Source organism: Mesorhizobium sp. ArgA1, from assembly GCF_053714375.1.
Genome location: NZ_JBSKBQ010000001.1, coordinates 547,075 through 569,369 on the forward strand (window position 1 = coordinate 547,075; position 22,295 = coordinate 569,369).

Below are 22,295 nucleotides of genomic sequence, written 5' to 3' on the forward strand. Positions count from 1 at the left end.
GTGAAAACAGCCATGCTTGATCCGATCGTGAATTTCTTCACCCGCATCTTCCAATGGATCGGCCGCGGCATCGGCCTCGCCATCGGCGTGGTCCTGTGGCCCTTCATGTGGGCGGGGCGCTGGTATACGCAGCGCGGCTGGATCCTGAAGGCGGTGGTGGGCCTGGCGCTTCTGGTGCTGATCGGCCTCTACGCCAACTTCTTCTACGCCACCCAGTGGTGGAACAAGTTCGATCCCAACTACGTCGACAAATACACCTTCGAGAACCGCAACATTTCCGCCGGCGAACAGGTCGCGGCCGGCGCCGGCACCGACACCGCCAAGACCTGCGGCAATTCGGGCATCGCCCAGGTGGCGGCCGACCTTACCGACTTCAACGTCAATCAGAATGCCTGGGTCTCGTCGATGATCCTCTACAAGCTCGGCCTGTTCGGCGTCGACTGGGATCACACGCCGTTCATGGACAACAAGGCCTCGTTCCAGCGCGGCATCAACCAGGCGGTGCGGCGCACCGCCACCGAGCTTGCCGACAATCTCGGTCGCGTGCGCACGACATCGCAGATCGACGCCGATCTGCAGGATGCGCGCGGCAATCTGCAGTTCGACGAGGAAACCTGGTATTTCGGCCTGAACCCGTTCGGACCGAAGACGCCGACGCCGAGCTATTATCGCGATGCCGTCAACAAGCTGCGCTCCTTCAACGCCCGCCTGGCCACCTGCCAGGCGACGTTCGACGCCCGTGCCGACAATCTGAAGCAGTATATAGACCGCATCTCCTCCGACATCGGTTCGACCTCGGCGATCCTCAAGGAGCGCGCCGAAAACCACAACAATGGCTGGTTCGACTTCCGCGCCGACGACCGCTTCTGGTTCGCCTATGGCCAGCTCTATGCCTATTACGGCCTGATGAAGGGCGCCCAGGCCGACTTCGAGGACGTGATCAAGGAAAAGCATCTCGGCAATCTGTGGGACACGATGGACGCCCAATTCGTCTCGGCGCTGCGCATCCAGCCCTTCATCATCGCCAATGGCCGCGAGGATGGCTGGATCATGCCGACCCATCTGACGACGATGGGTTTTTACGTGCTTCGCGTGCGCTCCAACATGGTCGAGATCAGCAACGTTCTGACGCAGTAGCGCTTATCGCAACGCCAGCAGCGATGGCAAATTTGCGCCGTCGCCTCTGTCGCATTCCGTGCATTGCGCGGCTGTTTTGAGACGGCGCAATGTCTCGTCCTCTGGCTTCTATACGGCGCGGCAATGGAGCCAGGAAGAACCGGCGACAGGTCGGCCCGGCCGCGGAGACACTTTCTTCATAGGAAACATAGTTGCATGCAAGTTGACGCCGCGGCAGCGACAGGGTTAGAACATGCCCGCGCCCGGGTTCAACATGCCTGCGAGTGAGATCAAACCCGTCCCCTCCACCGTCCAATCCGAAGGAAAGCCGTCATGGCCGAAGTGAAGTCCGACATCGAGATCGCGCGTGGCGCCAAGAAAAAGCAGATCCAGGAGATCGGCCAGAAGATCGGTATCCCGACCGAGCATCTGCTGCCTTACGGCCACGACAAGGCGAAAATCTCGGCAGAGTTCATCAAGTCGGTGAAGGGCAACAAGGACGGCAGGCTGATCCTGGTGACCGCCATCAACCCGACGCCGGCAGGCGAAGGCAAGACGACGACCACCGTCGGCCTCGGCGATGGCTTGAACCGCATCGGCAAGAAGGCGATCGTCTGCATCCGCGAGGCATCGCTCGGTCCGAATTTCGGCGTCAAGGGCGGTGCGGCCGGCGGCGGCTATGCGCAGGTCGTGCCGATGGAGGACATGAATCTCCACTTCACCGGCGACTTCCACGCCATCACCACGGCGCACAATCTTTTGTCGGCGCTGATCGACAACCACATCTACTGGGGCAATGAGCTCGGCATCGACACCCGCCGCGTCGTCTGGCGCCGCGTCATGGACATGAACGACCGCGCTCTGCGCGAAATCATCGCCTCTCTTGGCGGCGTCGCCAACGGTTTTCCGCGCGAGGCCGGCTTCGACATCACCGTCGCTTCCGAAGTCATGGCGATCCTGTGCCTCTCCAACGACCTGAAGGATCTTGAAAAGCGCCTCGGGGACATCATCGTCGCCTACCGCCGCGACAAGACCCCGGTCTATGCCCGCGATCTCAAGGCCGACGGCGCCATGGCGGTGCTGCTCAAGGACGCCATGCAGCCGAACCTGGTGCAGACGCTGGAGAACAACCCGGCCTTCGTGCATGGCGGCCCGTTCGCCAACATCGCGCATGGCTGCAACTCCGTCGTCGCAACCACAACGGCGCTGAAGCTCGCCGACTATGTCGTCACCGAAGCCGGCTTTGGCGCTGACCTGGGCGCCGAAAAATTCTTCGACATCAAGTGCCGCAAGGCGGGCCTCAAGCCGGCAGCGGCGGTTATCGTCGCCACCGTGCGCGCCATGAAGATGAATGGCGGCGTCAAGAAGGAAGACCTCGGCAAGGAAAACATCGAGGCGGTGAAGAAGGGCTGCGCCAACCTCGGACGCCACATCGAAAACATCAGGCAGTTCGGCGTGCCGGCGGTGGTTGCCATCAACCACTTCTATTCCGACACCGACGCCGAGATCCAGGCGATGAAGGACTATGTCGCCTCGATGGGAGAGGAAGCGATCCTGTGCAAGCACTGGGCCCATGGCTCCGCCGGCATCGAGGATCTCGCCAACAAGGTGGTGGCGCTGGCCGAATCCGGCGCCTCGCAGTTCGCCCCGCTCTATCCCGACGCCATGCCGCTGTTCGAGAAGATCAACACCATCGTCCAACGCATCTATCGCGGCTCGGAAGCGATTGCCGACAAGTCGGTGCGCGACCAGCTGCATGCCTGGGAGCAGGCCGGCTATGGCCACCTGCCGGTCTGCATGGCCAAGACCCAATACTCCTTCTCGACCGACCCGAACCTGCGCGGCGCGCCGACCGGCCACACCGTGCCGGTGCGCGAGGTCAGGCTTTCGGCCGGCGCCGGCTTCGTCGTCGTCATCTGCGGCGAGGTCATGACCATGCCTGGCCTGCCCAAGGCGCCATCCTCGGAAAAGATCTTCCTCAACGAAGCCGGCCAGATCGAAGGCCTGTTCTGAGATCTTTCATCTCGACAATCAAAAGGCGCCGCAGCGATGCGGCGCCTTTTTTGTTTCCTGAGAACTAAGCCGCATTACGCGCCAGCGCCCGCTGGTTGGACGCATAGGGCGTGTCACGTTCGGACAGGGCACCTGTCTTCAGGCAATCGATCCATTCGGCGGTCTTGAGCACGGCCGCGAAGCGTGATTGCAGAATGATGCTTACCACACGGTGGATCTCTTCGGCCGAGGCATAACCGGCGCTGTTGGCATAGGGCAGCGAGCCGGTGGCGTCGGACAGGAATTCCACCGCGAAGCCCATATGCACGGCGTGGATCACGGTAGACAGGTCGCAATTATGCGTCATGTAGCCGATGACGGTGATCATATCGATGGCGTTGGCGCGCAGCCAGATTTCAAGATCCGTACCGGTAAAGGCGCTTGGCAGGGTCTTTTCGACATAGTGGTCGCGCTTACGCCTGGCGATTTCGGGATGCAATTCGGCGCCATGGCTGCCCTTGGCGAAGACGGGCGAGGTCTCGGGCGCCATCTGCTTGATCACCACCACCTTCACGCCGGCGGCAGTAGCAGCGTCCATGGCCCGCGCCACGTTGACGACGCTGTCGCGGAACGGCGGATACTGGATGGCGAGGTTGCCGCCATCATAATCATTCTGGACATCGATGACGATGAGTGCGCGGCGTGGCGTGATGTTGGCGGACATGGTGTTTTCCTTTCGGGCTTGAATGGGACAGGTCGAAAATAGGCCGATCGCCCGACTGTCAAAAGTGGCCCGATTGACATCATTCGAAAGAATTGGGACAATCCGTTTTCGCTTGCTGGAAACGCTCATGACCGATCCGATCATTGCCGTCCTCGCCTTTGACGGCATCAGCCCGTTCCACCTCTCCGTGCCGTGCGTGGTTTTCGGCACCGACCGCACCAAGCTCGGCCTGCCGCGTTTCGACTTTCGCGTCTGCGCGCTCGACGATGGGCCCATCCACACCGATGCCGGGCTGACGATCGCGGTGCCGCATGGGCTCCCCGCGTTCGACGATGCCGACATCGTTATCATTCCGAGCTGGAAAGATCTCGACGCCCCGCTCCCCACCCCGCTCCTCGAAGCGCTTACGCGCGCAAACCGACGCGGCGCGCTGATCGTTGGCCTCTGTCTCGGCACCTTCGCCATCGCCGCCGCTGGGCTGCTCGCCGGCCGGCGGGCGGCCACGCATTGGTCCTCCACCGACCGGTTGCAGGCGCTGCATCCCGACATCGAAGTCGACGCCGACGTGCTCTATGTCGACGATGGCGACATCGTCACCTCGGCTGGTGTCGCCGCCGGGCTCGACTGCTGCCTGCACATCGTGCGCGCCCGCTATGGCGCGGAGATAGCGCTGCGGCTGGCCAGGCACATCGTGCTGTCGCCGCACCGGCAGGGCGGGCAAGCCCAATTTATCGAGCGCCCGATGGCGAAAACCCCGGCAACCGACCGCTTCACCCAGGCGCTCGACTCGGTGCGGGCAACGCTCGGCCAAACACACAGCCTCGACCGTGTCGCCGAGGCCGCCGGCCTGACCCGGCGCACCTTCACCCGCCGTTTCCAGAAATCGATCGGCACCAGCTTTGGCGAGTGGCTGGCCGGCCAGCGCATCGAACTCGCGCAACGGCTGCTGGAGGCGACGGAAAAATCGATGGACATGGTGGCTTTCGAGGCCGGCTTCGGCAGCGCCACCTCGCTGCGCCAGCATTTTTCAGCGCGGCTCAAGACGTCACCGGCGCAATACCGGCGTGAATTCTCGCGGCGAACCGGTCCGGATGAACGTGTGGCGCGCGTGGCTTCGCACTGACCGCCCTTCGAAGGATTCAGCCGCGCTTGACCGCCCGCGCCGGATTGCCAACCACCGTGGTATTTGCCGGCACGTCGCGCGTCACCACCGCGCCGGCGCCGACGATGGCGCCATCGCCGATGTTGATGCCGCCGAGGATGATGGCGCTGCCGCCAATCCAGGCGTTGCCGCCGATGGTGACCGGCCTGGCGATCTCCAGCCCCGTCTGCCGGCCCGCAGCCTCCTTATGGTGCTCGGCGCAGTAGATCTGCACATGAGGTCCAAGCAGCGTCCGCTTGCCGATGCGCACCGGCGCAGTGTCGAGGATGGTGCAGCCGGCATTGAGAAAGGTGCCTGCGCCGAGATGGATGTTGAGCCCGTAGGCGCAGTGGAAGGGCGCCTCTATGCGGGCGCCCTCGCCCACGCCGCCGAGCAGCGCCGATAGCGCTGGACCGATGTTGCCACGCTGCCGGGGCGGCAGCGAATTGTGCTCGAACACCGCATCGCGCGCGACCACCCGCAGCGCCTCGAGCTCATCGTCGATGCAGGTGTACCATTGGCCTGCAATCATCTTCGCGCGTTCGCTTGCGGACATGGCCACGCCTCCGATTTGATCTCCTGCCAAAGCACAATCCTAATCCGGGGAAAAGCCCGCTGTCCAAATCCCCGGCCTATGCTAGCTTGCCGCGCGGACCGTCCGAGGTTCTGCACTGAGGGGATCGACCATGCTCTATCTGCTTGCACTTCTGATCGGCATCATTGCCGGTCTTCGCGCCATGACCGCGCCCGCTGCGGTCGCCTGGGGCGCTTATCTCGGCTGGCTCCCGGTCGCCGGCGCCTGGGCAAGTTTCATGGGCCATTGGGCCGCCGTCGGCATCTTCACCATCCTTGCCATCGTTGAACTCATCACCGACCAGCTGCCGTCGACGCCAAGCCGTAAAGTGCCGCAGCAATTCGGCGCACGCATCATCATGGGCGCCTTCACCGGTGCGGTGATCGGCGCCACCGCCGGTTCCACCATTGGCGGCCTGGTTGCCGGCGCCATCGGCGCCGTCATTGGCACATATGCCGGCGCCGAAGCGCGCGGCCGGCTGGCGGCCGCCTTCGGCAAGGATTTGCCTGCCGCCCTCATCGAGGACGCTGTCGCTGTCGTCGGCGGCCTGCTGATCGTGGCGGCTGTGGCATGACGGCAAAGACCTTCGACGCCATCGTAATCGGTGCAGGCCAGGCCGGCACTCCGCTCGCCGGCCGGCTGAACGCGGCTGGCATGAAGGTGGCGCTGATCGAGCGCAAGCTCGTCGGCGGCACCTGCGTCAACACCGGCTGCATTCCGACCAAAACGATGGTGGCAAGCGCCTATGCCGCGCATCTCGCTCGCCGCGCCGCCGACTATGGCGTGACGCTCGGCGGGCCCGTCGCCGTCGACTACAAAGCGATCAAGGCGCGCAAGGATAAGGTGTCGGGCGCCTCCCGCACCGGGCTGGAAGACTGGATCGCCGGCATGGACAATTGCACGCTCTATCGCGGCCATGCTCGTTTCGAATCCGCCTATACGGTGCGCGTCGGCGACGAGCTTTTGACCGCCGAGAAAATCTTTCTCAACACCGGCGGCCGCGCCTCGGTGCCGGATCTACCCGGCATCCACGACATCGACTACCTCACCAACTCCTCGATGATGGATCTCGACGTCTTGCCGCGTCACCTCATTGTCGTCGGCGGCAGCTACATCTCGCTCGAATTCGCGCAGATGTTTCGCCGCTTCGGCTCCGAAGTCACCGTCATCGAAAAGAGCCCCCGCCTCACAGGCCGCGAGGACGAGGACGTGTCGGCGGCCATCCTGTCGATCCTCAAGAACGAAGACATAGCCGTCCATGTCGGTGCCGACGACATCCGTTTCGCCAAACAGGGCAAAGACATCGCCGTGACCTTCTCGGCCGGCAAGCCGCCGGCCGTCGGCTCGCATGTGCTTCTGGCGCTGGGCCGGACCCCGAACACCGACGATCTCGGCCTCGACAAGGCCGGCGTCGCGGTCGATCTGCGCGGATTCGTCACTGTCGACGATCAGTTGCGCACCAGCGTGCCCGGCATCTGGGCGATGGGCGACTGCAACGGCAAGGGCGCCTTCACCCACACCTCCTACAACGACTATGAGATCGTCGCCGCCAACTTGCTCGACAACGACCCGCGCAAGGTGAGCGACCGCATCGAGGCCTATGCGCTCTATATCGATCCGCCGCTCGGGCGTTGCGGCATGACCGAGGCTGCGGTGAAGAAATCCGGGCGCAAGGCCCTGGTCGGCCAGCGGCCGATGACCCGCGTCGGCCGCGCCGTCGAGAAAGGCGAGACGCAAGGCTTCATGAAGATCCTGGTCGACGCCGACACCAGAGAGATCCTTGGTTGCTCGGTGCTCGGCCCGGGCGGCGACGAGGCGGTGCACTGCGTGCTCGACCTGATGTACGCCAAGGCGCCTGTCGACACGCTGGCGCGCGCCGTGCACATCCATCCCAACGTCTCGGAGCTGTTGCCAACCATCGCCCAGGAGCTGAAGCCGCTGGCCTGAGGCCGGCTGCGTCAACCTCAGCACTTTCTTGATTGGTGCGTTGCAGCGATGTGCATCGCGCCCGGCGTGGCTTCTCAGGCGCTCGAACGGTCAGCTGCTGTGGCAACCGTTCCGGCTGCCGCTGAATGATCGCATTGCGCCCATAGCGGCGTAGTCTGGACCAATCGACAGCCCTTCGGCAAAGGTGCATGTGTTCCGCCTCTTGTCCTGGAGGCATCCCATGCAGAAATCGATCGAACGCATCGTCGGCGACACCGAAGGCGTTTCCTACGAATTTCCGGTGTTCCGCTTTGCCGGCGCCGACAAGGCCGCACCTTCGGCCTATCTGCAGGCGGCACTCCACGCCGGTGAATTGCCGGGTGTCGTCGCCATCGACGCGTTGATGCCGGCGCTGACCAAGGCCGAAGCTGAAGGCCGCATCAAGGGCAACATCACGGTCGTGCCCTGGGCCAACCCGATCGGCCGCGCGCAATATCATTTCGGTGAGCATCAGGGCCGCTTCAATCTCGGCACCCGCAACAATTTCAACCGCGGCTTTCCACTGCTCGCCGCGCCCGACGTGACGCTGTTGCCGGATACCACCCTCGGCACCGCTGACCAGCAGTTGAAGACGCGGTTGATACAGCTTTCGATCGGCCACGACATCGTGCTCGACCTGCATTGCGACGATGAAGGACTAGCCTATCTCTACGTCCACAGCAGCCTGTGGCCGGCGATGGCCGATTGCGCCGCCGCCATGGGTATCGATGCGGTGGTGCTGTGGAGCGAAGATACTGACGGCACCTTCGAGGGCGCCACGATCATGCCCTACCAGAACGTCCCCGCCGGCGTGGCGAAGCTCGATCGCCGCGTCGCCACCACGGTCGAATATCGCGGCATGCTCGACGTCGACGGCGCGCTCGCCGCATCCGATGCCGAAGGGCTTTACCAGCTGCTGGTGGCGCGCGGCGTGATCGCCGATCCTGCCCTGCCCGTGCCGGGCAGCTTCGCCGGCTTCGTCGCGCCGTTGGAAAACATCGACATGATGCCGGCGCCCCGGGCCGGCGCGATCCTCTACGACGTCAAGCCCGGCGACCGCGTCGCCAAGGGCGCGCGCCTCGCCACCATCGTCCATGCACCCGGTGAGGTCGGCGGCCACACCGAAGTGCTGGCGCCGCAGGACGGCGTCATCCTGACCCGCCGTTCGCGCCGCATCATCCGCGCAGGCGAGGATCTCTTGAAGCTGGTCGGCGACAAGAAGAGCGCCGACGCAAGGTCCGGGACGCTGGAAGACTGACCTAACCAGAGATGGCCAGCCGCGCCCTGGCCTCCAGCCATTCGGCCATCTGCCGGTAAGGCACAGGCCCGTGGCTGATGCGGGAGACGCCGAGTTCAGCCAGCCGCTGGCGCGGCGGCACATGCGCCAGCGCGATGATGTTGACCGGCAGCGCCGTCGCTTTGCAGAGCGCTTCGATCAACCCCTCATCGCCGAGGCCCGGCGCAAAGAAACCGCTCGCGCCGGCCTTTTCATAGGCCTTCGCCCGCTCGATCGCCTGGTCGAGAAGACCCTTGTCATGCGCATCCGGCTTTGCCTTGAGGAAGATGTCGGTGCGGGCATTGATATAGGCCGGAATGCCAGACGCTTTGACCGCCGCCGCTGCCGCCTCGATCCGCTTCACCTGTACGGCGATGTCGTGCAGGCCGGCGCCGCCGACGATCTGGTCTTCGAAATTGAAGCCGACGGCGCCGGCCTGCAGGGCACGTGTCACGGTCTGGGCGACGGCCTCCGGCTCGACGCCATAGCCGCCTTCAAGGTCCATGGTCACCGGCAGGTCGACCGCAGCCACGATGCGCTTGATGTTGTCCAGCGCCAGCTCCAGCGGGATTTTCTCGCCATCGGCATAGCCGAAGGCGGCCGCCACGGGCCAGCTTCCCGTCGCGATGGCCTTGGCGCCCGCCTTCTCGACGATCTTGGCCGAGCCCGGATCCCAGGCATTGTAGAGAACGATGGGGTTTCCCTTGACATGGAGGGCATGGAACGTGCGTGCGCGCTCGATCTGGTCGGTCATTGCTGTCTTTCCCGTCTTTCTCGATGTTGGACGAATAGTCTAGGCAGGACCGCCAGCTCTGGCGATGTGCCATGGGCTGCGGAAGCGGCGGCCACGAACAGCCGTTTCAAACCTGTTGCGCATCCGGCTTTTCGCCGCTATGGATTTCGCCCATGAACATGCATTCGATCAAGACCGTTTGGTGGTGGGCTCGCTGACAGCGGCCTGTTCGAACGCGTGCGCGTGAAAATAGAAGGTGGCCGCAACGGAATGTCCGGGCGGCCATTTGTTTTTTCAAAGCCAGTTCCGGGTCCGTTGCCCAACAAGCCAGATGGAGACGGCAATGACGACGATAAAGGTTCTGGAAAACGGCGCTGAACGCTTCGTGACCGGGGGTGGCGTCACCATCACCCGCGAGCGCCACGACAAGCCCTATGCCGGCGCGATCGACGCCTATGTCGACGGGCTGAATTCGCGCCGCGGTGCCGTGTTTTCCTCGAATTATGAGTATCCCGGCCGCTACACGCGCTGGGATACGGCCATCATCGACCCGCCGCTGGTGATCTCGGCGCGCGGCCGCGCCATGCGCATCGAGGCGCTGAACAGCCGAGGCGAGGTGCTGTTGCCGGTGATCGGCAAGGCGCTCGCCAGCTTGAGCGAAGTCACTATCACCGAAAGCTCGAAAAAGCTGATCCGCCTCGACGTCGCCAAGCCCGGTCGGGTCTTCACCGAGGAAGAGCGCAGCCGCGTTCCCTCCGTCTTCACCGTGCTGCGCGCCATCACCGCTCTGTTCAAGACCGAGGAAGACGCCAATCTCGGCCTTTACGGCGCCTTCGGCTACGACCTCGCCTTCCAGTTCGATCCGGTCGACTACAAGCTGGACCGCAAGCAGAGCCAGCGCGACCTCGTGCTGTTCCTGCCCGACGAGATCCTGGTCGTCGACCATTATTCGACCAAGGCCTGGACTGATCGCTACGACTATTCCGGCGAGGGTTTTTCGACAGAGGGACTGCCTCGCGACGAAATCGCCGAGCCGTTCAAGACCGCTGACCGCATCCCACCGCGCGGCGACCATGAGCCGGGCGAATATGCCAATCTGGTGCGCAAGGCGATGGACTCCTTCAAGCGCGGCGACCTGTTCGAGGTCGTGCCCGGGCAAATGTTCTACGAGCGCTGCGAGACGCAGCCTTCGGAGATTTCGCGCAAGCTGAAGTCGATCAACCCGTCGCCCTATTCCTTCTTCATCAATCTCGGCGAAAACGAGTATCTGATCGGCGCCTCGCCGGAGATGTTCGTGCGCGTCAACGGCCGTCGCGTCGAGACCTGCCCAATCTCCGGAACCATCAAGCGCGGCGACGACGCCATTTCCGACAGTGAGCAGATCCTGAAACTGCTCAACTCCAAGAAGGACGAATCCGAGCTGACCATGTGCTCTGACGTCGACCGCAACGACAAGTCGCGTGTCTGCGATCCGGGCTCGGTGCGCGTCATCGGCCGCCGCCAGATCGAGATGTATTCGCGCCTGATCCACACGGTGGATCACATTGAAGGCCGTTTGCGTGAGGGCATGGACGCCTTCGACGCCTTCCTGTCGCATGCCTGGGCGGTCACCGTCACTGGCGCGCCGAAACTGTGGGCCATGCGCTTCATCGAGCAGAACGAGAAGAGCCCGCGCGCCTGGTATGGCGGCGCCATCGGCATGGTCAATTTCAACGGCGACATGAACACCGGCCTCACCTTGCGCACCATCCGCATCAAGGACGGCATCGCCGAGGTGCGCGCTGGCGCCACGCTGCTCTTCGACAGCATCCCCGAGGAAGAAGAAGCCGAAACCGAACTGAAGGCATCCGCCATGCTCTCCGCCATCCGCGACGCCAAATCAGGCAATGCCGCCGGCACAGAACGCGCCACCGCGCGCGTCGGCGACGGCATCAACATCCTGCTCGTCGACCACGAGGACTCCTTCGTCCACACGCTGGCCAACTATTTCCGCCAGACCGGCGCCAATGTCTCGACCGTGCGCACGCCAGTGCCGGAGGAAGTGTTCGAGCGGCTGAAACCGGATCTCGTGGTGCTGTCGCCCGGCCCAGGCACACCGACGGATTTCGACTGCGCCGCGACCATCAAGAAGGCCAGGGCCCGCGACCTGCCGATCTTCGGCGTCTGCCTCGGTCTGCAGGCGCTGGCCGAAGCCTATGGCGGCGAGCTCAGGCAATTGCATGTGCCGATGCACGGCAAGCCGTCGCGGATCCGCGTCTCCAAGCCCGGCATCATCTTCTCCGGCCTGCCCAAGGAAGTCACCGTAGGCCGCTACCACTCGATCTTTGCCGATCCGGTACGGCTGCCCGACGGCTTCGTTGTCACCGCCGAGACAGAGGACGGCGTCATCATGGCCTTCGAGCACCGCAAGGAGCCCATCGCCGCCGTGCAGTTCCATCCGGAATCGATCATGACGCTCGGCCACAACGCCGGCATGCGCATCATCGAGAACATCGTTGCGCACCTGCCGCGCAGCGCCAAGGAAAAGGCGGCCTAACCGTATGGCCGCAACTGACAGGGTGACGGCGATCGCGGCGAAGGAGGCGGCCAAGCAAAGGGTAGCCGTGCTCGCCTTCTGGTCGATCGTCGTCGCCTGCGTCGTGCTCGCGCTGAAGCTTGCCGCCTGGTACATCACCGGCTCGGTCGCGCTCTATTCGGATGCGCTGGAATCGATCGTCAACGTCATTGCGTCGGCCGCCGCCTATTGGGCGATCCAGGTCAGCTACAAGCCGGCCGACCAGGACCATCCGTTCGGCCACCACAAGGCCGAGTATTTCTCGGCTGTGCTGGAAGGCGTGCTGATCGTGCTTGCAGCACTGCTGATCCTCAACGAGGTCTGGCGCTCCTGGCAGACGCCGGCGCCACTCGAACAGCCTTGGGAAGGTCTTGCGATCAACGGCGTTGCCACCGTCATCAACGCCTTCTGGGCCTGGACGCTGATCCGCGCCGGCAGGGCTGCGAAATCCCCGGCGCTGGTTGCCGACGGTAAGCACATCATGACCGATGTGGTGACCTCGATCGGCGTGTTCGGCGGCCTCGTCGGCGCAATCCTGACTGGCTGGCAGATCCTCGATCCGGCGCTTGCCGTCCTCGTTGCGCTAAACATCCTGTGGCAGGGCTGGCACGTCATCGGCTCTTCGATGAACGGGCTGATGGATAAAGCCGTCGATCGGCAGGAGCACATGCACATCCGCGACATCATCTCGGCCAACTGCAAGGGCGCGCTGGAGGTTCACGACCTCAAGACCCGCATTGCCGGGCGCGCCACCTTCATCGAGTTCCATCTGGTCGTAGACGCCGACATGACGGTCGGCGCCAGCCACGTCATCTGCGACCGCATCGAGGACGCGCTGAAAGCCGAAATCCCGTCCGTGCGCGTCACCATCCATGTCGAACCGGATGACGAGGCGAAGCTGCCGAAGGGCACGACGGCGGTGCCGTTCGCCTGAGACGTTGGAGATTGGCTGAGCCAGCTTAACTTCGTCATCCTAGGGCGAAGCAAGGAGCGAAGCGACGCGGCGCAGACCTAGGATCCATGCCGAGACATCAGAGAGCCGCCACGGTGCAAGCTCTTGAGAGCCGGTCGTTGTAACAGCGCAACTGTTCTGCGTCGCCGCATTCTTCGGCCAGCGTCACGGCATGGATCCTAGGGTCTGCACTCCGCTTCGCGTCGCTCCGCCCTAGGATGACGAAGCGCGGGGCTCACGGTGAACAAGCCGACTGCGGCATGGCCTCCAGCCGGTAGACCTTGTCGTCCGACTTCGTCTTGCCGTCCGCCGCCTTCGAGCACAAATCGACGATCGCCAGGCTGCTGTTGGGGTTGGCGAGCATCATGGTGCCGTTGGCGCCACGCTTGAGGTAGATTTCCTTTTGGCTGATGTCGCACGAAAAATTGCTCATCTTTGAATTGGCCGCGCAGCGCCACTGGTCGGCCTCGCCCTGGCAGGAATAGATCTGCGTGACCTTGGCGCCGTTCTTCCTGGTGGTCACCGAAACGGCTATATCGGCGCCGTCGGGCCAGTTGGCGACATCGCCGCCTGAGGCGAAGGAGGCGAGTTCGACCGGTCCGCGGAAGACGCGGATCGACTGCGTCACCTGGTCGGGATGAGAGGAGAGATGCGCGGCATCGTAGTCGCGCCCGAAGCAGAAAGGCTGATCCGGCTTCAGCCGCTCGCGCAAGGGAGTTCCAAGCGCCGGATCGATCGGATCGATCTTGGCGAATTCGGCCTTGCAGGTTGCGGCTGGCATGGGGTCGAGGCGGAAATTGTCGTCCTCCGAGCCCAGCGCCTGCCGGTCATATTCGGCTTCGCCCAGTTCGTCCTCCGACCCAGCGGCTAGATAGAGATCGGAGGAGACATTTGTGAGAATCAGGCGGCCTTTGTCGTCGAGCTTCAACGAGGCCATGGTGCGGTCGCAGTCCATGCCGCAGCGGATCGGGCCTGATTTGCCGTCCTCCGATTCATGATTGCACCAGCCGCCGGCCCATTGCGGCGTCTTGGCGCCGCGCACGGTGGTGGTGAGAAAACCATTGTAAGAGGTATCGGCGTTTGCCGTCGGCTCCTCATTCGGACGGCTCACCGGATCATGGCCATACAGGAAGAATATCCGCGCCACCTTCTGCTTCGGATGTGCCTTGAGGTGGGCTGCGTCATAGACCCGGCCGAAACAGGCATCGGCGCCGTTCGGGCTGAGTTCAGCCAGTTTTAGCGCGTCGTCAGCGACGGCGGTGCCGGCCAGCAAACCGAGCAGCGCAATTCCAAATCCGGCGCCGACAAATCTCTTCCATTCCCCTACCCTGAATGCCATTGGACCCCCTCCTCGCATCGACAGGACGTAACGTCAATTTATGCTAGTATCGTGGCCACAGCCACGCAATTTGCGGTGAGCGTCAAGCCGGGGAGAATGCCATGCGCCGACGCGACATGTTCCGGGCCAGCCTTGCCGGCGCTGCCGGCCTGTTCGGGTTGAACCAGGCGGCAGCAGCCGAAGAAAAGCCAAAGGTGGCCTATCACCTCAGCGATGTCGACAAGGTCAATTTCGTGCTCGGCAACATCAAGAACCACTATGATGGCACCGGCGGCAATGTGGAAATCGTGCTGGTCGTGCATGGCCCTGCCCTTGCCGCCTTCAAGTCGAAGGGCATATCGGCGGCGATTTCGGGCCGCTTCGCCGGCCTTGTCGGCCAAGGGCTCGAGCCGCATGCTTGCGGCAACACCATGAAAGGCATGGAGATCACCCTTGCCGACCTGCTCGACGGCTTCCACGCCGCCGACAAGGGCGGCGTCGTCAAGCTCGCCGAACTGCAACGTCAGGGCTACGCCTATCTCAGGCCCTGAGCCGCCACAGGCTTGAACGTGAAGGCCATGAGAGCCTACGAAGGGAGGCCTGACATCCCGAAGGAAAAGTGCTCATGACCGCGGCCACCCTCGTCATCCCCGATCTTGCCGGCAAGGCGGTGCTGGTCACCGGCGCCTCGACCGGCATAGGCGCTGCCCTGGCACTTGCCTATGCCGCGCAAAAGAGCCGTGTCGCGCTGCACTACAATTCGAGCCGCGAGGCGGCCGAGAAGCTTGCCAAGACCATCCGCGACGGCGGCGGCGAGGTGTTCCTGACACAGGGCGATTTCTCAGCTGCCGCCGATGTCGAGCGCGTCGTAGAGGAGAGCGCTGAGCATTTCGGCCGGCTCGACGGGCTGGTCAACAATGCCGGCGGCATGCTTGGCCGCGTGCCCTATGCCGAGCAGACCGAGGCGCATTACGACGCGGTGATGGATCTTAATGCCCGCTCGGTGCTGACGGCGTCACGCAAGGCGATGCCATGGCTGAAGAAACAGGGCGGCTTCATCGTCAACACCTCGTCGATCGCCGCGCGCAATGGCGCTGGTGGCGGCGCCGGGCTCTACGGCTCGGCCAAGGCCTTCGTCTCCAACGTCACCCGCGGCATGGCCAAGGAGCTGATCGGCTTTGGTATCCGCGTCAACGCGGTGGCGCCCGGCACTATAGCGACGCCATTCCATGAGCGCTATTCCACCGACGAACAGATGAAGGGCATGGTCGCCACCATTCCGCAAGGACGCGCCGGCACCGCTGAAGACTGCGTCGGCGCCTATCTCTTCCTGTCTTCCGATCTCCTGAGCGGCTACATCACGGGCCAGGTCATCGAGGTGAACGGTGGCCAGTTGATGCCTTGACCGGGCAATTGCATACTGCGTCTCGCAACCCATGCATGTTGTGCGAAGTTTCAGCGGTTTGGAAGCAAGGGGAGACGTAAGGCAATGTACGGACTGATCGGCAAGATGCGGGCGGCGCGCGGCCAGCGCGACGCGATGATGGGCGTTTTGCGCGAGAGCACCGGCGCCCTCCCCGGCTGCCTGAGCTACATCATCGCCACCGACCCGGCCGACGCCGACGCGATCTGGGTCACCGAAGTGTGGACCGATCAGGCCAGCCACAAGGCATCGCTGCAACTGCCCGAAGTCCAGGCGGCGATCGCCAAGGCGCGGCCTTTCATCTCCGGCTTCGAGTTCCAGATCGAGACCCATCCGGTCGGGGGTTTCGGCCTGCCCGCCGTCAAGAACGAGTGATGTTCGAAAGCAAACGCGGTTTTCGAGTTTTCCTCGGCGGGGTTCGCATCATTCTTCTCCAAGTCTAAGACCTGATATGGATTCCTCGCCAGAACAGCCGGCCATCGAACGCATGACGCGCATGCGTCCGCTTCGGCAGTGGCTGGTGTTGCTGATCTTCTCGCTGCTGTTCGCTGGCGCGCTGGAATACGCCGCACTGCCCGCCGCCCTGCTGATCGGCCCGATGCTGGCGGCGATCCTTGCCGGCACCAACGGCGCCACCGTGCGCGTGCCGCGCCCCGTCTTTGCCTCCGCCCAGGCCGTGGTCGGCTGCCTGGTCGCGGCGTCGATCTCGGCCGACATCTTTTCGGTCTTCTACAAGGAATGGCCGCTGTTCCTCGTCGTGGTGCTGGCGACCCTTTCGGCGTCCAGCCTGCTCGGCTGGCTGATCAGCCGCTGGCGCATCCTGCCCGGCACCACAGCGGTCTGGGGCTCATCGCCGGGTGCAGCCACCGCCATGGTGCTGATGGCCGGCGCCTTTGGCGCCGACCAGCGCCTCGTCGCCTTCATGCAGTATCTGCGCGTCATCTTCGTCTCGATGACGGCAGCCCTGGTCGCCAAGACGTGGGTCGACACGTCTGGCATCGAGGTGCCCGCCATCGTCTGGTTCCCGGCTATCGAACCCACGGCCTTTGCCGCCACGCTCGGCGTGGCGCTGGTCGGTGGTCTGGCCGGCCGGCTTTGCCGGCTGCCCTCCCCCTTCTTCCTCGGCACCTTCATTTTCGGCACCATCGTCCATCTCGGCTTTGGCGTGACGATGCAGCTGCCGCAATGGTTGCTGGCGCTGAGTTATGGCATGGTCGGCTGGTCGATTGGCCTGAATTTCACCCTGGCGATCCTGCGCCATGCGACACGGGCGCTACCGCAGATCGTCGCCTCAATCGTGGTGCTGATAGCCTTCTGCGGCGGGATGGCCTGGCTGATCAGCCATGTCCTCGGCATCGATCCGCTGACCGCTTATCTCGCAACCAGTCCCGGCGGCATGGACAGCGTCGCCATCATCGCCGCCGCCGCGCAGAACGTCGACATCTCCTTCGTCATGGCGCTGCAGTCGGCCCGCTTCCTGGTCGTGCTCATCGCCGGGCCGAGCATAGCCCGGCTGGTGGCGAGAGCCGTCAGGGACTGAATACGAATTCAAAGATCCGGGAAGAGGAAATTGCCCATGAACCGTCGCATGAATGCCGTCGATCTCTCAGGCCGTGTCGCGGTGGTGACCGGGGGCGCGCAAGGCATCGGCCTCGCGGTCGCGCGGCGCCTGCTGTCGTCGGGCGCCAGCGTCGCCATCTGGGATGTCGACCAGGCTGCGATGAAGAACGCCGTCGCCGAACTCGCCCCGCTCGGCCGGATTGAGGCTTTGCTGTGCGATCAATCGCTGATCGAGGCCGTCGACAGCGCCGCGACCGAAACCGAGCGCTTGCTCGGCCCCGCCGAACTGCTCGTCAACAATGCCGGCATCGCCGGGCCGGCGGCGACGGTGGTGGATTATGAGCCCGCCGCCTGGCGCGAGATCATCGACATCGACCTCAACGGCGTTTTCTACTGCTGCAAGCGCCTGGTGCCCGGCATGATCGCGCGCAGTTACGGCCGCATCGTCAACGTCGCCTCGGTGGCCGGCAAGGAAGGCAATCCCAACGCCGCCGCCTATTCCGCCGCCAAGGCGGGCGTGCTTGCGCTGACCAAATCGCTCGGCAAGGAACTGGCCGGCCACGACATCGCCGTCAACGCGCTGACGCCGTCGCCGGCCCGCACCCGCATCCTCGAACAGCTGACCGAGGCCCAGGTCACCTATATGCTGGGCAAGGTGCCGCGCGGCCGCTTCGTCGAAGTCGAAGAGGCGGCCGCCATGATCGCCTTCATGCTGTCGGACGAAAACTCCTTCACCACTGGCGCAACCTTCGACCTGTCCGGCGGCCGCGCGACCTACTGAGGCGCGAGCCGCTCCAGAGCAATTCCAGGAAAAGCGTGGACGGTTTTCCGTCCGGAATTGCGTCAAAATAAGGAGTTAAGCGGATCGCCATTTCCGTGAAACGGTGAACCGTTCTAGCCTGTCCTTGGATGGTGGCAGGCGACAAGATGGTTCTTGCCGGCGACCGAGAGAACGGGACGTTCGTGGCGACAGACCGAGGTCGCCGCCACGCAGCGTGTATGGAAACGGCAGCCTGACGGTGGGTCGAGCGCGCTCGGCAGATCGCCCTTCAGCACGATCCGCTGGCCCGGCCGGTTGTCGACGTCGGGGACCGGCACCGCAGAGCGGAGCGCTGCGGTATAGTGATGCCGCGGCGCTGAAAAGACCGCGTCGACGGGTCCTGTCTCGATGATCGAGCCCATATACATCACCGCCACCCGCGACGCGAACTGCCTGACCACCGAGAGGTCGTGGGCGATGAACACATAGGTCAGGTTGAGCGCGTCGCGCAGGTCGCAAAGCAGGTTGATGATCTGCGCCTGGATCGATACATCCAACGCCGACACCGGTTCGTCGGCAACGATCAGCCGCGGCCGCAGCGCCAGCGCGCGTGCTATGCCGATCCGCTGGCGCTGTCCGCCCGAGAACTCATGCGGGAAACGCTGCGCGTGTTCGGGAAGCAATTCGACGCGAAGCAGCAGGTCCTCGACCCGATCCGCCATTTCCGATCGCGACAGTTTTTCGTGGACGCGGAACGGGTCGGCCAGAAGATCGCCGACGCGCCGGCGCGGATTGAGGGAGGCGGCCGGATCCTGAAACACCATCTGCATCTGGCGGCGTATCGGACGAAGCTGCCGTTGCGACGCCCTTGTGATGTCCCGGCCTTCGAATTCGAGCGCCCCGGAAGTGATCTCGGTCAGCCGGACGAGGCAGCGTCCCAGTGTTGATTTTCCGCAACCCGACTCGCCGACGATGCCAAGCGTCTCGCCCGGAAAAATGTCGAGCGTCACCTGCTCCACGGCATGGACGGTCAGCCGTTGAAAAGGCGAGCGCGCCACCCGGTAGTGTTTCGAGAGATCGCTGGTCCGCACCAGTGGCGACGGCTTGGTCTGACTCATGCCGGCACGGCCCTGCCGGCCAGCGTCCGGCGCAATTCCTGCCGGCTGTCCTGCGGAAGAAAACAGGCCGACCGGTGCCCTTCCGCGCCGCCGAGGGAAGGCAGTCCTGAACAGGCCTCATGGCGGAACGTGCATCGCGGCCCGAAGGCGCAGCCTTGCGGCATTTGGCTCAGTTTCGGCGGGCTGCCGGGGATGGCCGCCAGGCGGGCAGGACGCGGGCCGTGCATCGGCGGGATCGAGCCGAACAGGCCCCATGCGTAGGGGTGAAGCGGCTCGCGAAAGAGTTGCCCTTTACCGCCTTCCTCGACAACGCGCCCGGCATACATCACCATGACGCGGTCGGCGACATCGGCGACCACGCCGAGGTCATGGGTGACCAGGATCACGGCGGATCCGAACGCGTCGCGCAGCCGGCCGATCAATTCCAGGATCTGCGCCTGTACCGTCACGTCGAGCGCTGTCGTCGGCTCATCGGCGATCAACAGCACCGGATTGCACGACAGCGCCATGGCGATCACGGCACGCTGGCGCATGCCGCCGGAAAGCTGGTGCGGGTAGCGGCCGATGGCGCTTTCAGGGCTGGGCAGGCCAACCGCGTCGAGCAGGTCCACTGCCCGTTTGCGCGCGGCACTGCGCGACAGGCTCTCATGCGCACGGATCTGCTCGATGATCTGGTCGCCGATCGTGTGGACCGGCGTCAGAGCCGTCATCGGATCCTGGAAGATCATGGCGATCTGCCGGCCGCGAACGGCGTCGAGAGCCCGGCGCTTCAGTCCCAGCAACTCCTGGCCGAGAAAGCGAACCGACCCGGTCACGACGGCGTTGGGATTGCTGATCAGCCCCATGATGGCAAGCAGCGTCTGGCTTTTGCCCGAACCGCTTTCCCCGACGACGCCGACGATTTCCCGCCGCTCGACGCAAAACGAGACACCGCTGACTGCAGGCACCACCCCGTCCTCGGTGCGGAACGAGACGCAAAGGTTCTCGACAACCAGCAGCGGCGCTTCAGTGGGCATCCCTGGCCCTCGGATCGATGAAAACAAAAGCGACGTCGACGATGAAATTGGCCATGACCACGAAGAACGAGGCATAGATGACGGTTGCCAGGATCATCGGCAGATCGAGTGTCTGCAAGGCCCCATAAGTGAGTTTGCCGACCCCTTGCAGGCCGAAGACGACCTCGGTCAGCAGGGCGCCGCCGCCGACCAGGGCGCCGAAATCGAGCCCGAACATGGTGACGAAGGCGACAAGCGAGGTTCTCAGGCCATGATTGAGCAGCACCCGCCGCGCGCCGATGCCCTTGGCGCGCGCGGTGCGGATGAAATCCTCCTGCATGGTCTCGATGATGCTGGCCCGCAGCACCCGGCCGTAAAGGCCGATATAGAGGGTGGCCAGCGTGAACCAGGGAATGACCAGCGCCTTGAACCAGCCCCAGGGGTCTTCGCTAAAGGCGATGTAGCCGAGCGGCGGCACCCAGGAGAACAGCCAGCTGTCATGCCAGCGGCTCTGCGTGACCAGATTGGCGACCTCGCCAAGCCAGAAGACCGGTATCGATACGCCGATGAGGCTGAGGATCATCAGCGTCCGGTCGAGCCACGTGCCGCGCGTCGCTCCGGCGACGACGCCGACGATCAATCCGCCGAGCACCCAGAAGACTGCAGCGCCGAGCACCAGCGACAAGGTGATCGGGATCGCCTCGAGCACCGTCGGGACGACCTTTTGGCCGCGATTGACGAAGGACGTGAGATCGCGGCTGATGAACAGCCGCTCCATCATCAGCCCGTACTGGACAGGCAGCGGCCGGTCGAGACCAAAATCATGCCGCACCTGCACGAGGGTCTCCTGCGAGGCGTTGCGCCCGGCAATGCGCGCCGAGGGGTCGGCGCCGGGGGTGGCGAAAAAGATCAGAAAGGCGACGACGCTGATGCCGAACATCACCAGCACCATCTGACCCAGCCTGGAAACGAGCGCCGCCAGCATCAGGCGACCCTGATCGAGGATTTCGGGTCGAGTGCGTCGCGCACGCCATCCCCCAGAATGTTGAGGGCCAGGACGGTGATCACGATGGCCAGACCCGGCGCCAAAGCGACGATCGGGCGCGAATAGAGCAACCCCTGCCCGTCCTGGATAATGGTGCCCCAGCTCGCGTCGGGCGGCTGCACACCGATCGACAGGAAGGATAGCGAGGATTCGGTCATCATGTTCAGCGCCAGGATGAGCGGCACAAAGACGATGACCCGGGTGATCACATTGGGCAGGATGTCGTAGAGCAGGATGCGCCACGGCGAGGCGCCGATGCCGATCGCCGCCGTGACGAACTCGGCCTGCATGAGCGACAGGACATGGCCACGAATGGGCCTGGCGACATAGGGCACATAGACGACGCCGATGATGAAGATCGGCAGCCACAGACTGCCCGAGCGGATTTCGACCGGCCCGATGGTGATGCTTTGCGTGATCAGCACGATCGACAGCGAAATCGCCAGCAGGAAGATCGGAAACGCCCATAGCACATCGAGCATGCGCGACAGCAAGGTGTCGGCAAGGCCGCCGAAGAAACCGGAGACGACGCCGAGCACCGTCGCGAGACCGAGGCATATCAGCGCCGCGGCACCGGCGATGAGCAGCGAATTGCGCCCGCCGTAAAGCAGGCGTGCGGCGACGTCGCGTCCCTGATTGTCGGCGCCCAGCATATAGGGTCCGAATTCCCAGCTCGGTCCGAGCGGGGTGAAACCGAGGCCCAGACCTTCGGTCGACGGCTCGAGCACCGCCTTGTTGACACCGTCGATGACAACCTCACCATTGAGATTGGTGACAAAGGGATTCGTCTGCGAGACATAGCTGGCGTAAACGGGTGCGGCCAGCGACGCGAAAGCGATCAGCATCAGCACGGCGAAGGCGATGATGGCGGCGCGATCGCTCTTGAGCTTGCGCCACGCCGTACGCCATGGCCCCTCGGCGCCACGACGACTCCGAACCAGCGCTTGCCCGGCACTCATAGCGTCCATGATCGTACGAATTTCAGGGGCTTGGACTTCAAAGTGCACCGATCGGCGGGAAAAGCAACCGCGGCGGGGATGAGACATCCT

The 22,295-nt window shown here is 64.0% G+C and carries 21 protein-coding genes; 13 read left to right on the forward strand and 8 right to left on the reverse strand.

What is annotated here, in order from left to right; genetic code table 11:
* Positions 1-12: 12 nt before the first annotated feature.
* Both ACWGTI_RS02580 and ACWGTI_RS02585 read left to right on the forward strand, forming a co-directional pair.
* On the forward strand, positions 13-1,137 hold the full coding sequence (locus tag ACWGTI_RS02580) for a DUF2333 family protein (RefSeq protein WP_454585661.1): 1,125 nt from the start codon (positions 13-15) through the stop codon (positions 1,135-1,137).
* A 312-nt stretch (positions 1,138-1,449) separates the two neighbouring features.
* Positions 1,450-3,129: a formate--tetrahydrofolate ligase gene (locus tag ACWGTI_RS02585; protein ID WP_454585662.1), complete on the forward strand. Its 1,680-nt coding sequence runs from the start codon at positions 1,450-1,452 to the stop codon at positions 3,127-3,129.
* Between the two features lie 64 nt (positions 3,130-3,193).
* On the opposite strand, the gene ACWGTI_RS02590 is transcribed toward ACWGTI_RS02585, so the two are convergent.
* Complete coding sequence (locus ACWGTI_RS02590; protein WP_454585663.1) at positions 3,194-3,832, reverse strand: cysteine hydrolase family protein; 639 nt, start codon at positions 3,830-3,832, stop codon at positions 3,194-3,196.
* 127 nt (positions 3,833-3,959) lie between these two features.
* On the opposite strand from ACWGTI_RS02590, the gene ACWGTI_RS02595 reads away from it, so the two are divergent.
* On the forward strand, positions 3,960-4,955 hold the full coding sequence (locus tag ACWGTI_RS02595; RefSeq protein WP_454585664.1) for a helix-turn-helix domain-containing protein: 996 nt from the start codon (positions 3,960-3,962) through the stop codon (positions 4,953-4,955).
* Positions 4,956-4,971: 16 nt separating this feature from the next.
* On the opposite strand, the gene ACWGTI_RS02600 is transcribed toward ACWGTI_RS02595, so the two are convergent.
* Positions 4,972-5,529, reverse strand: coding sequence for a sugar O-acetyltransferase (locus tag ACWGTI_RS02600; protein WP_454585665.1), 558 nt, complete (start codon positions 5,527-5,529; stop codon positions 4,972-4,974).
* Between the two features lie 130 nt (positions 5,530-5,659).
* Between ACWGTI_RS02600 and ACWGTI_RS02605 the strand changes: the two genes are divergently transcribed.
* The 3 genes from ACWGTI_RS02605 to ACWGTI_RS02615 all read left to right on the forward strand — a co-directional run bounded on the left by ACWGTI_RS02605 (position 5,660) and on the right by ACWGTI_RS02615 (position 8,770).
* The gene (locus ACWGTI_RS02605) at positions 5,660-6,121 is read left to right on the forward strand and encodes a DUF4126 domain-containing protein (RefSeq protein WP_454585666.1); all 462 of its coding nucleotides are present in this window, start codon (positions 5,660-5,662) and stop codon (positions 6,119-6,121) included.
* On the forward strand, positions 6,118-7,494 hold the full coding sequence (locus ACWGTI_RS02610) for an FAD-containing oxidoreductase (protein ID WP_454585667.1): 1,377 nt from the start codon (positions 6,118-6,120) through the stop codon (positions 7,492-7,494). The genes ACWGTI_RS02605 and ACWGTI_RS02610 overlap by 4 nt, the downstream gene beginning before the upstream one ends.
* A gap of 220 nt (positions 7,495-7,714) precedes the next feature.
* Positions 7,715-8,770 carry a peptidase M14 gene (locus tag ACWGTI_RS02615; RefSeq protein WP_454585668.1) on the forward strand — a complete coding sequence of 352 codons (1,056 nt, stop codon included), beginning with the start codon at positions 7,715-7,717 and terminating at the stop codon, positions 8,768-8,770.
* 1 nt (position 8,771) lies between these two features.
* Here the strand turns inward: ACWGTI_RS02615 and ACWGTI_RS02620 are convergent, their stop codons facing one another.
* Positions 8,772-9,542, reverse strand: coding sequence for an isocitrate lyase/PEP mutase family protein (locus tag ACWGTI_RS02620; RefSeq protein ID WP_454585669.1), 771 nt, complete (start codon positions 9,540-9,542; stop codon positions 8,772-8,774).
* Between the two features lie 310 nt (positions 9,543-9,852).
* On the opposite strand from ACWGTI_RS02620, the gene ACWGTI_RS02625 reads away from it, so the two are divergent.
* On the forward strand, positions 9,853-12,057 hold the full coding sequence (locus tag ACWGTI_RS02625) for an anthranilate synthase (RefSeq protein WP_454585670.1): 2,205 nt from the start codon (positions 9,853-9,855) through the stop codon (positions 12,055-12,057).
* Positions 12,058-12,061: 4 nt separating this feature from the next.
* The gene (locus tag ACWGTI_RS02630) at positions 12,062-13,009 is read left to right on the forward strand and encodes a cation diffusion facilitator family transporter (RefSeq protein WP_454585671.1); all 948 of its coding nucleotides are present in this window, start codon (positions 12,062-12,064) and stop codon (positions 13,007-13,009) included.
* 253 nt (positions 13,010-13,262) lie between these two features.
* Here ACWGTI_RS02630 and ACWGTI_RS02635 read toward each other — a convergent pair whose 3' ends face one another.
* The gene (locus ACWGTI_RS02635) at positions 13,263-14,366 is read right to left on the reverse strand and encodes a hypothetical protein (protein WP_454585672.1); all 1,104 of its coding nucleotides are present in this window, start codon (positions 14,364-14,366) and stop codon (positions 13,263-13,265) included.
* A gap of 101 nt (positions 14,367-14,467) precedes the next feature.
* Here ACWGTI_RS02635 and ACWGTI_RS02640 point away from each other — a divergent pair, with 101 nt between their 5' ends.
* The 5 genes from ACWGTI_RS02640 (at position 14,468) to ACWGTI_RS02660 (ending at position 18,109) form a co-directional block, all read left to right on the forward strand.
* On the forward strand, positions 14,468-14,896 hold the full coding sequence (locus ACWGTI_RS02640) for a DsrE family protein (RefSeq protein WP_454577227.1): 429 nt from the start codon (positions 14,468-14,470) through the stop codon (positions 14,894-14,896).
* A 74-nt stretch (positions 14,897-14,970) separates the two neighbouring features.
* Positions 14,971-15,750 (forward strand): SDR family NAD(P)-dependent oxidoreductase, encoded by a 780-nt coding sequence (locus ACWGTI_RS02645; protein WP_454585673.1) that lies wholly within the window; start codon positions 14,971-14,973, stop codon positions 15,748-15,750.
* Between the two features lie 84 nt (positions 15,751-15,834).
* Positions 15,835-16,143 (forward strand): putative quinol monooxygenase, encoded by a 309-nt coding sequence (locus ACWGTI_RS02650; protein WP_454577225.1) that lies wholly within the window; start codon positions 15,835-15,837, stop codon positions 16,141-16,143.
* Between the two features lie 76 nt (positions 16,144-16,219).
* On the forward strand, positions 16,220-17,308 hold the full coding sequence (locus tag ACWGTI_RS02655) for an AbrB family transcriptional regulator (RefSeq protein ID WP_454585674.1): 1,089 nt from the start codon (positions 16,220-16,222) through the stop codon (positions 17,306-17,308).
* A gap of 48 nt (positions 17,309-17,356) precedes the next feature.
* Complete coding sequence (locus ACWGTI_RS02660; protein ID WP_454586469.1) at positions 17,357-18,109, forward strand: SDR family NAD(P)-dependent oxidoreductase; 753 nt, start codon at positions 17,357-17,359, stop codon at positions 18,107-18,109.
* A 113-nt stretch (positions 18,110-18,222) separates the two neighbouring features.
* Here ACWGTI_RS02660 and ACWGTI_RS02665 read toward each other — a convergent pair whose 3' ends face one another.
* Genes ACWGTI_RS02665 through ACWGTI_RS02680 form a run of 4 tightly spaced genes read right to left on the reverse strand, consistent with a single transcriptional unit; the run spans position 18,223 to position 22,214 of the window.
* A complete protein-coding gene (locus ACWGTI_RS02665; protein WP_454585675.1) occupies positions 18,223-19,206 on the reverse strand; it encodes an ABC transporter ATP-binding protein in 984 nt (327 codons plus the stop codon).
* Positions 19,203-20,222 (reverse strand): ABC transporter ATP-binding protein, encoded by a 1,020-nt coding sequence (locus ACWGTI_RS02670; RefSeq protein ID WP_454585676.1) that lies wholly within the window; start codon positions 20,220-20,222, stop codon positions 19,203-19,205. The genes ACWGTI_RS02665 and ACWGTI_RS02670 overlap by 4 nt, the downstream gene beginning before the upstream one ends.
* On the reverse strand, positions 20,212-21,186 hold the full coding sequence (locus ACWGTI_RS02675) for an ABC transporter permease (RefSeq protein WP_454585677.1): 975 nt from the start codon (positions 21,184-21,186) through the stop codon (positions 20,212-20,214). The genes ACWGTI_RS02670 and ACWGTI_RS02675 overlap by 11 nt, the downstream gene beginning before the upstream one ends.
* Positions 21,186-22,214: an ABC transporter permease gene (locus ACWGTI_RS02680; protein WP_454585678.1), complete on the reverse strand. Its 1,029-nt coding sequence runs from the start codon at positions 22,212-22,214 to the stop codon at positions 21,186-21,188. Before ACWGTI_RS02680 ends, ACWGTI_RS02675 begins: the two co-directional genes overlap by 1 nt.
* Positions 22,215-22,295: the final 81 nt, after the last annotated feature.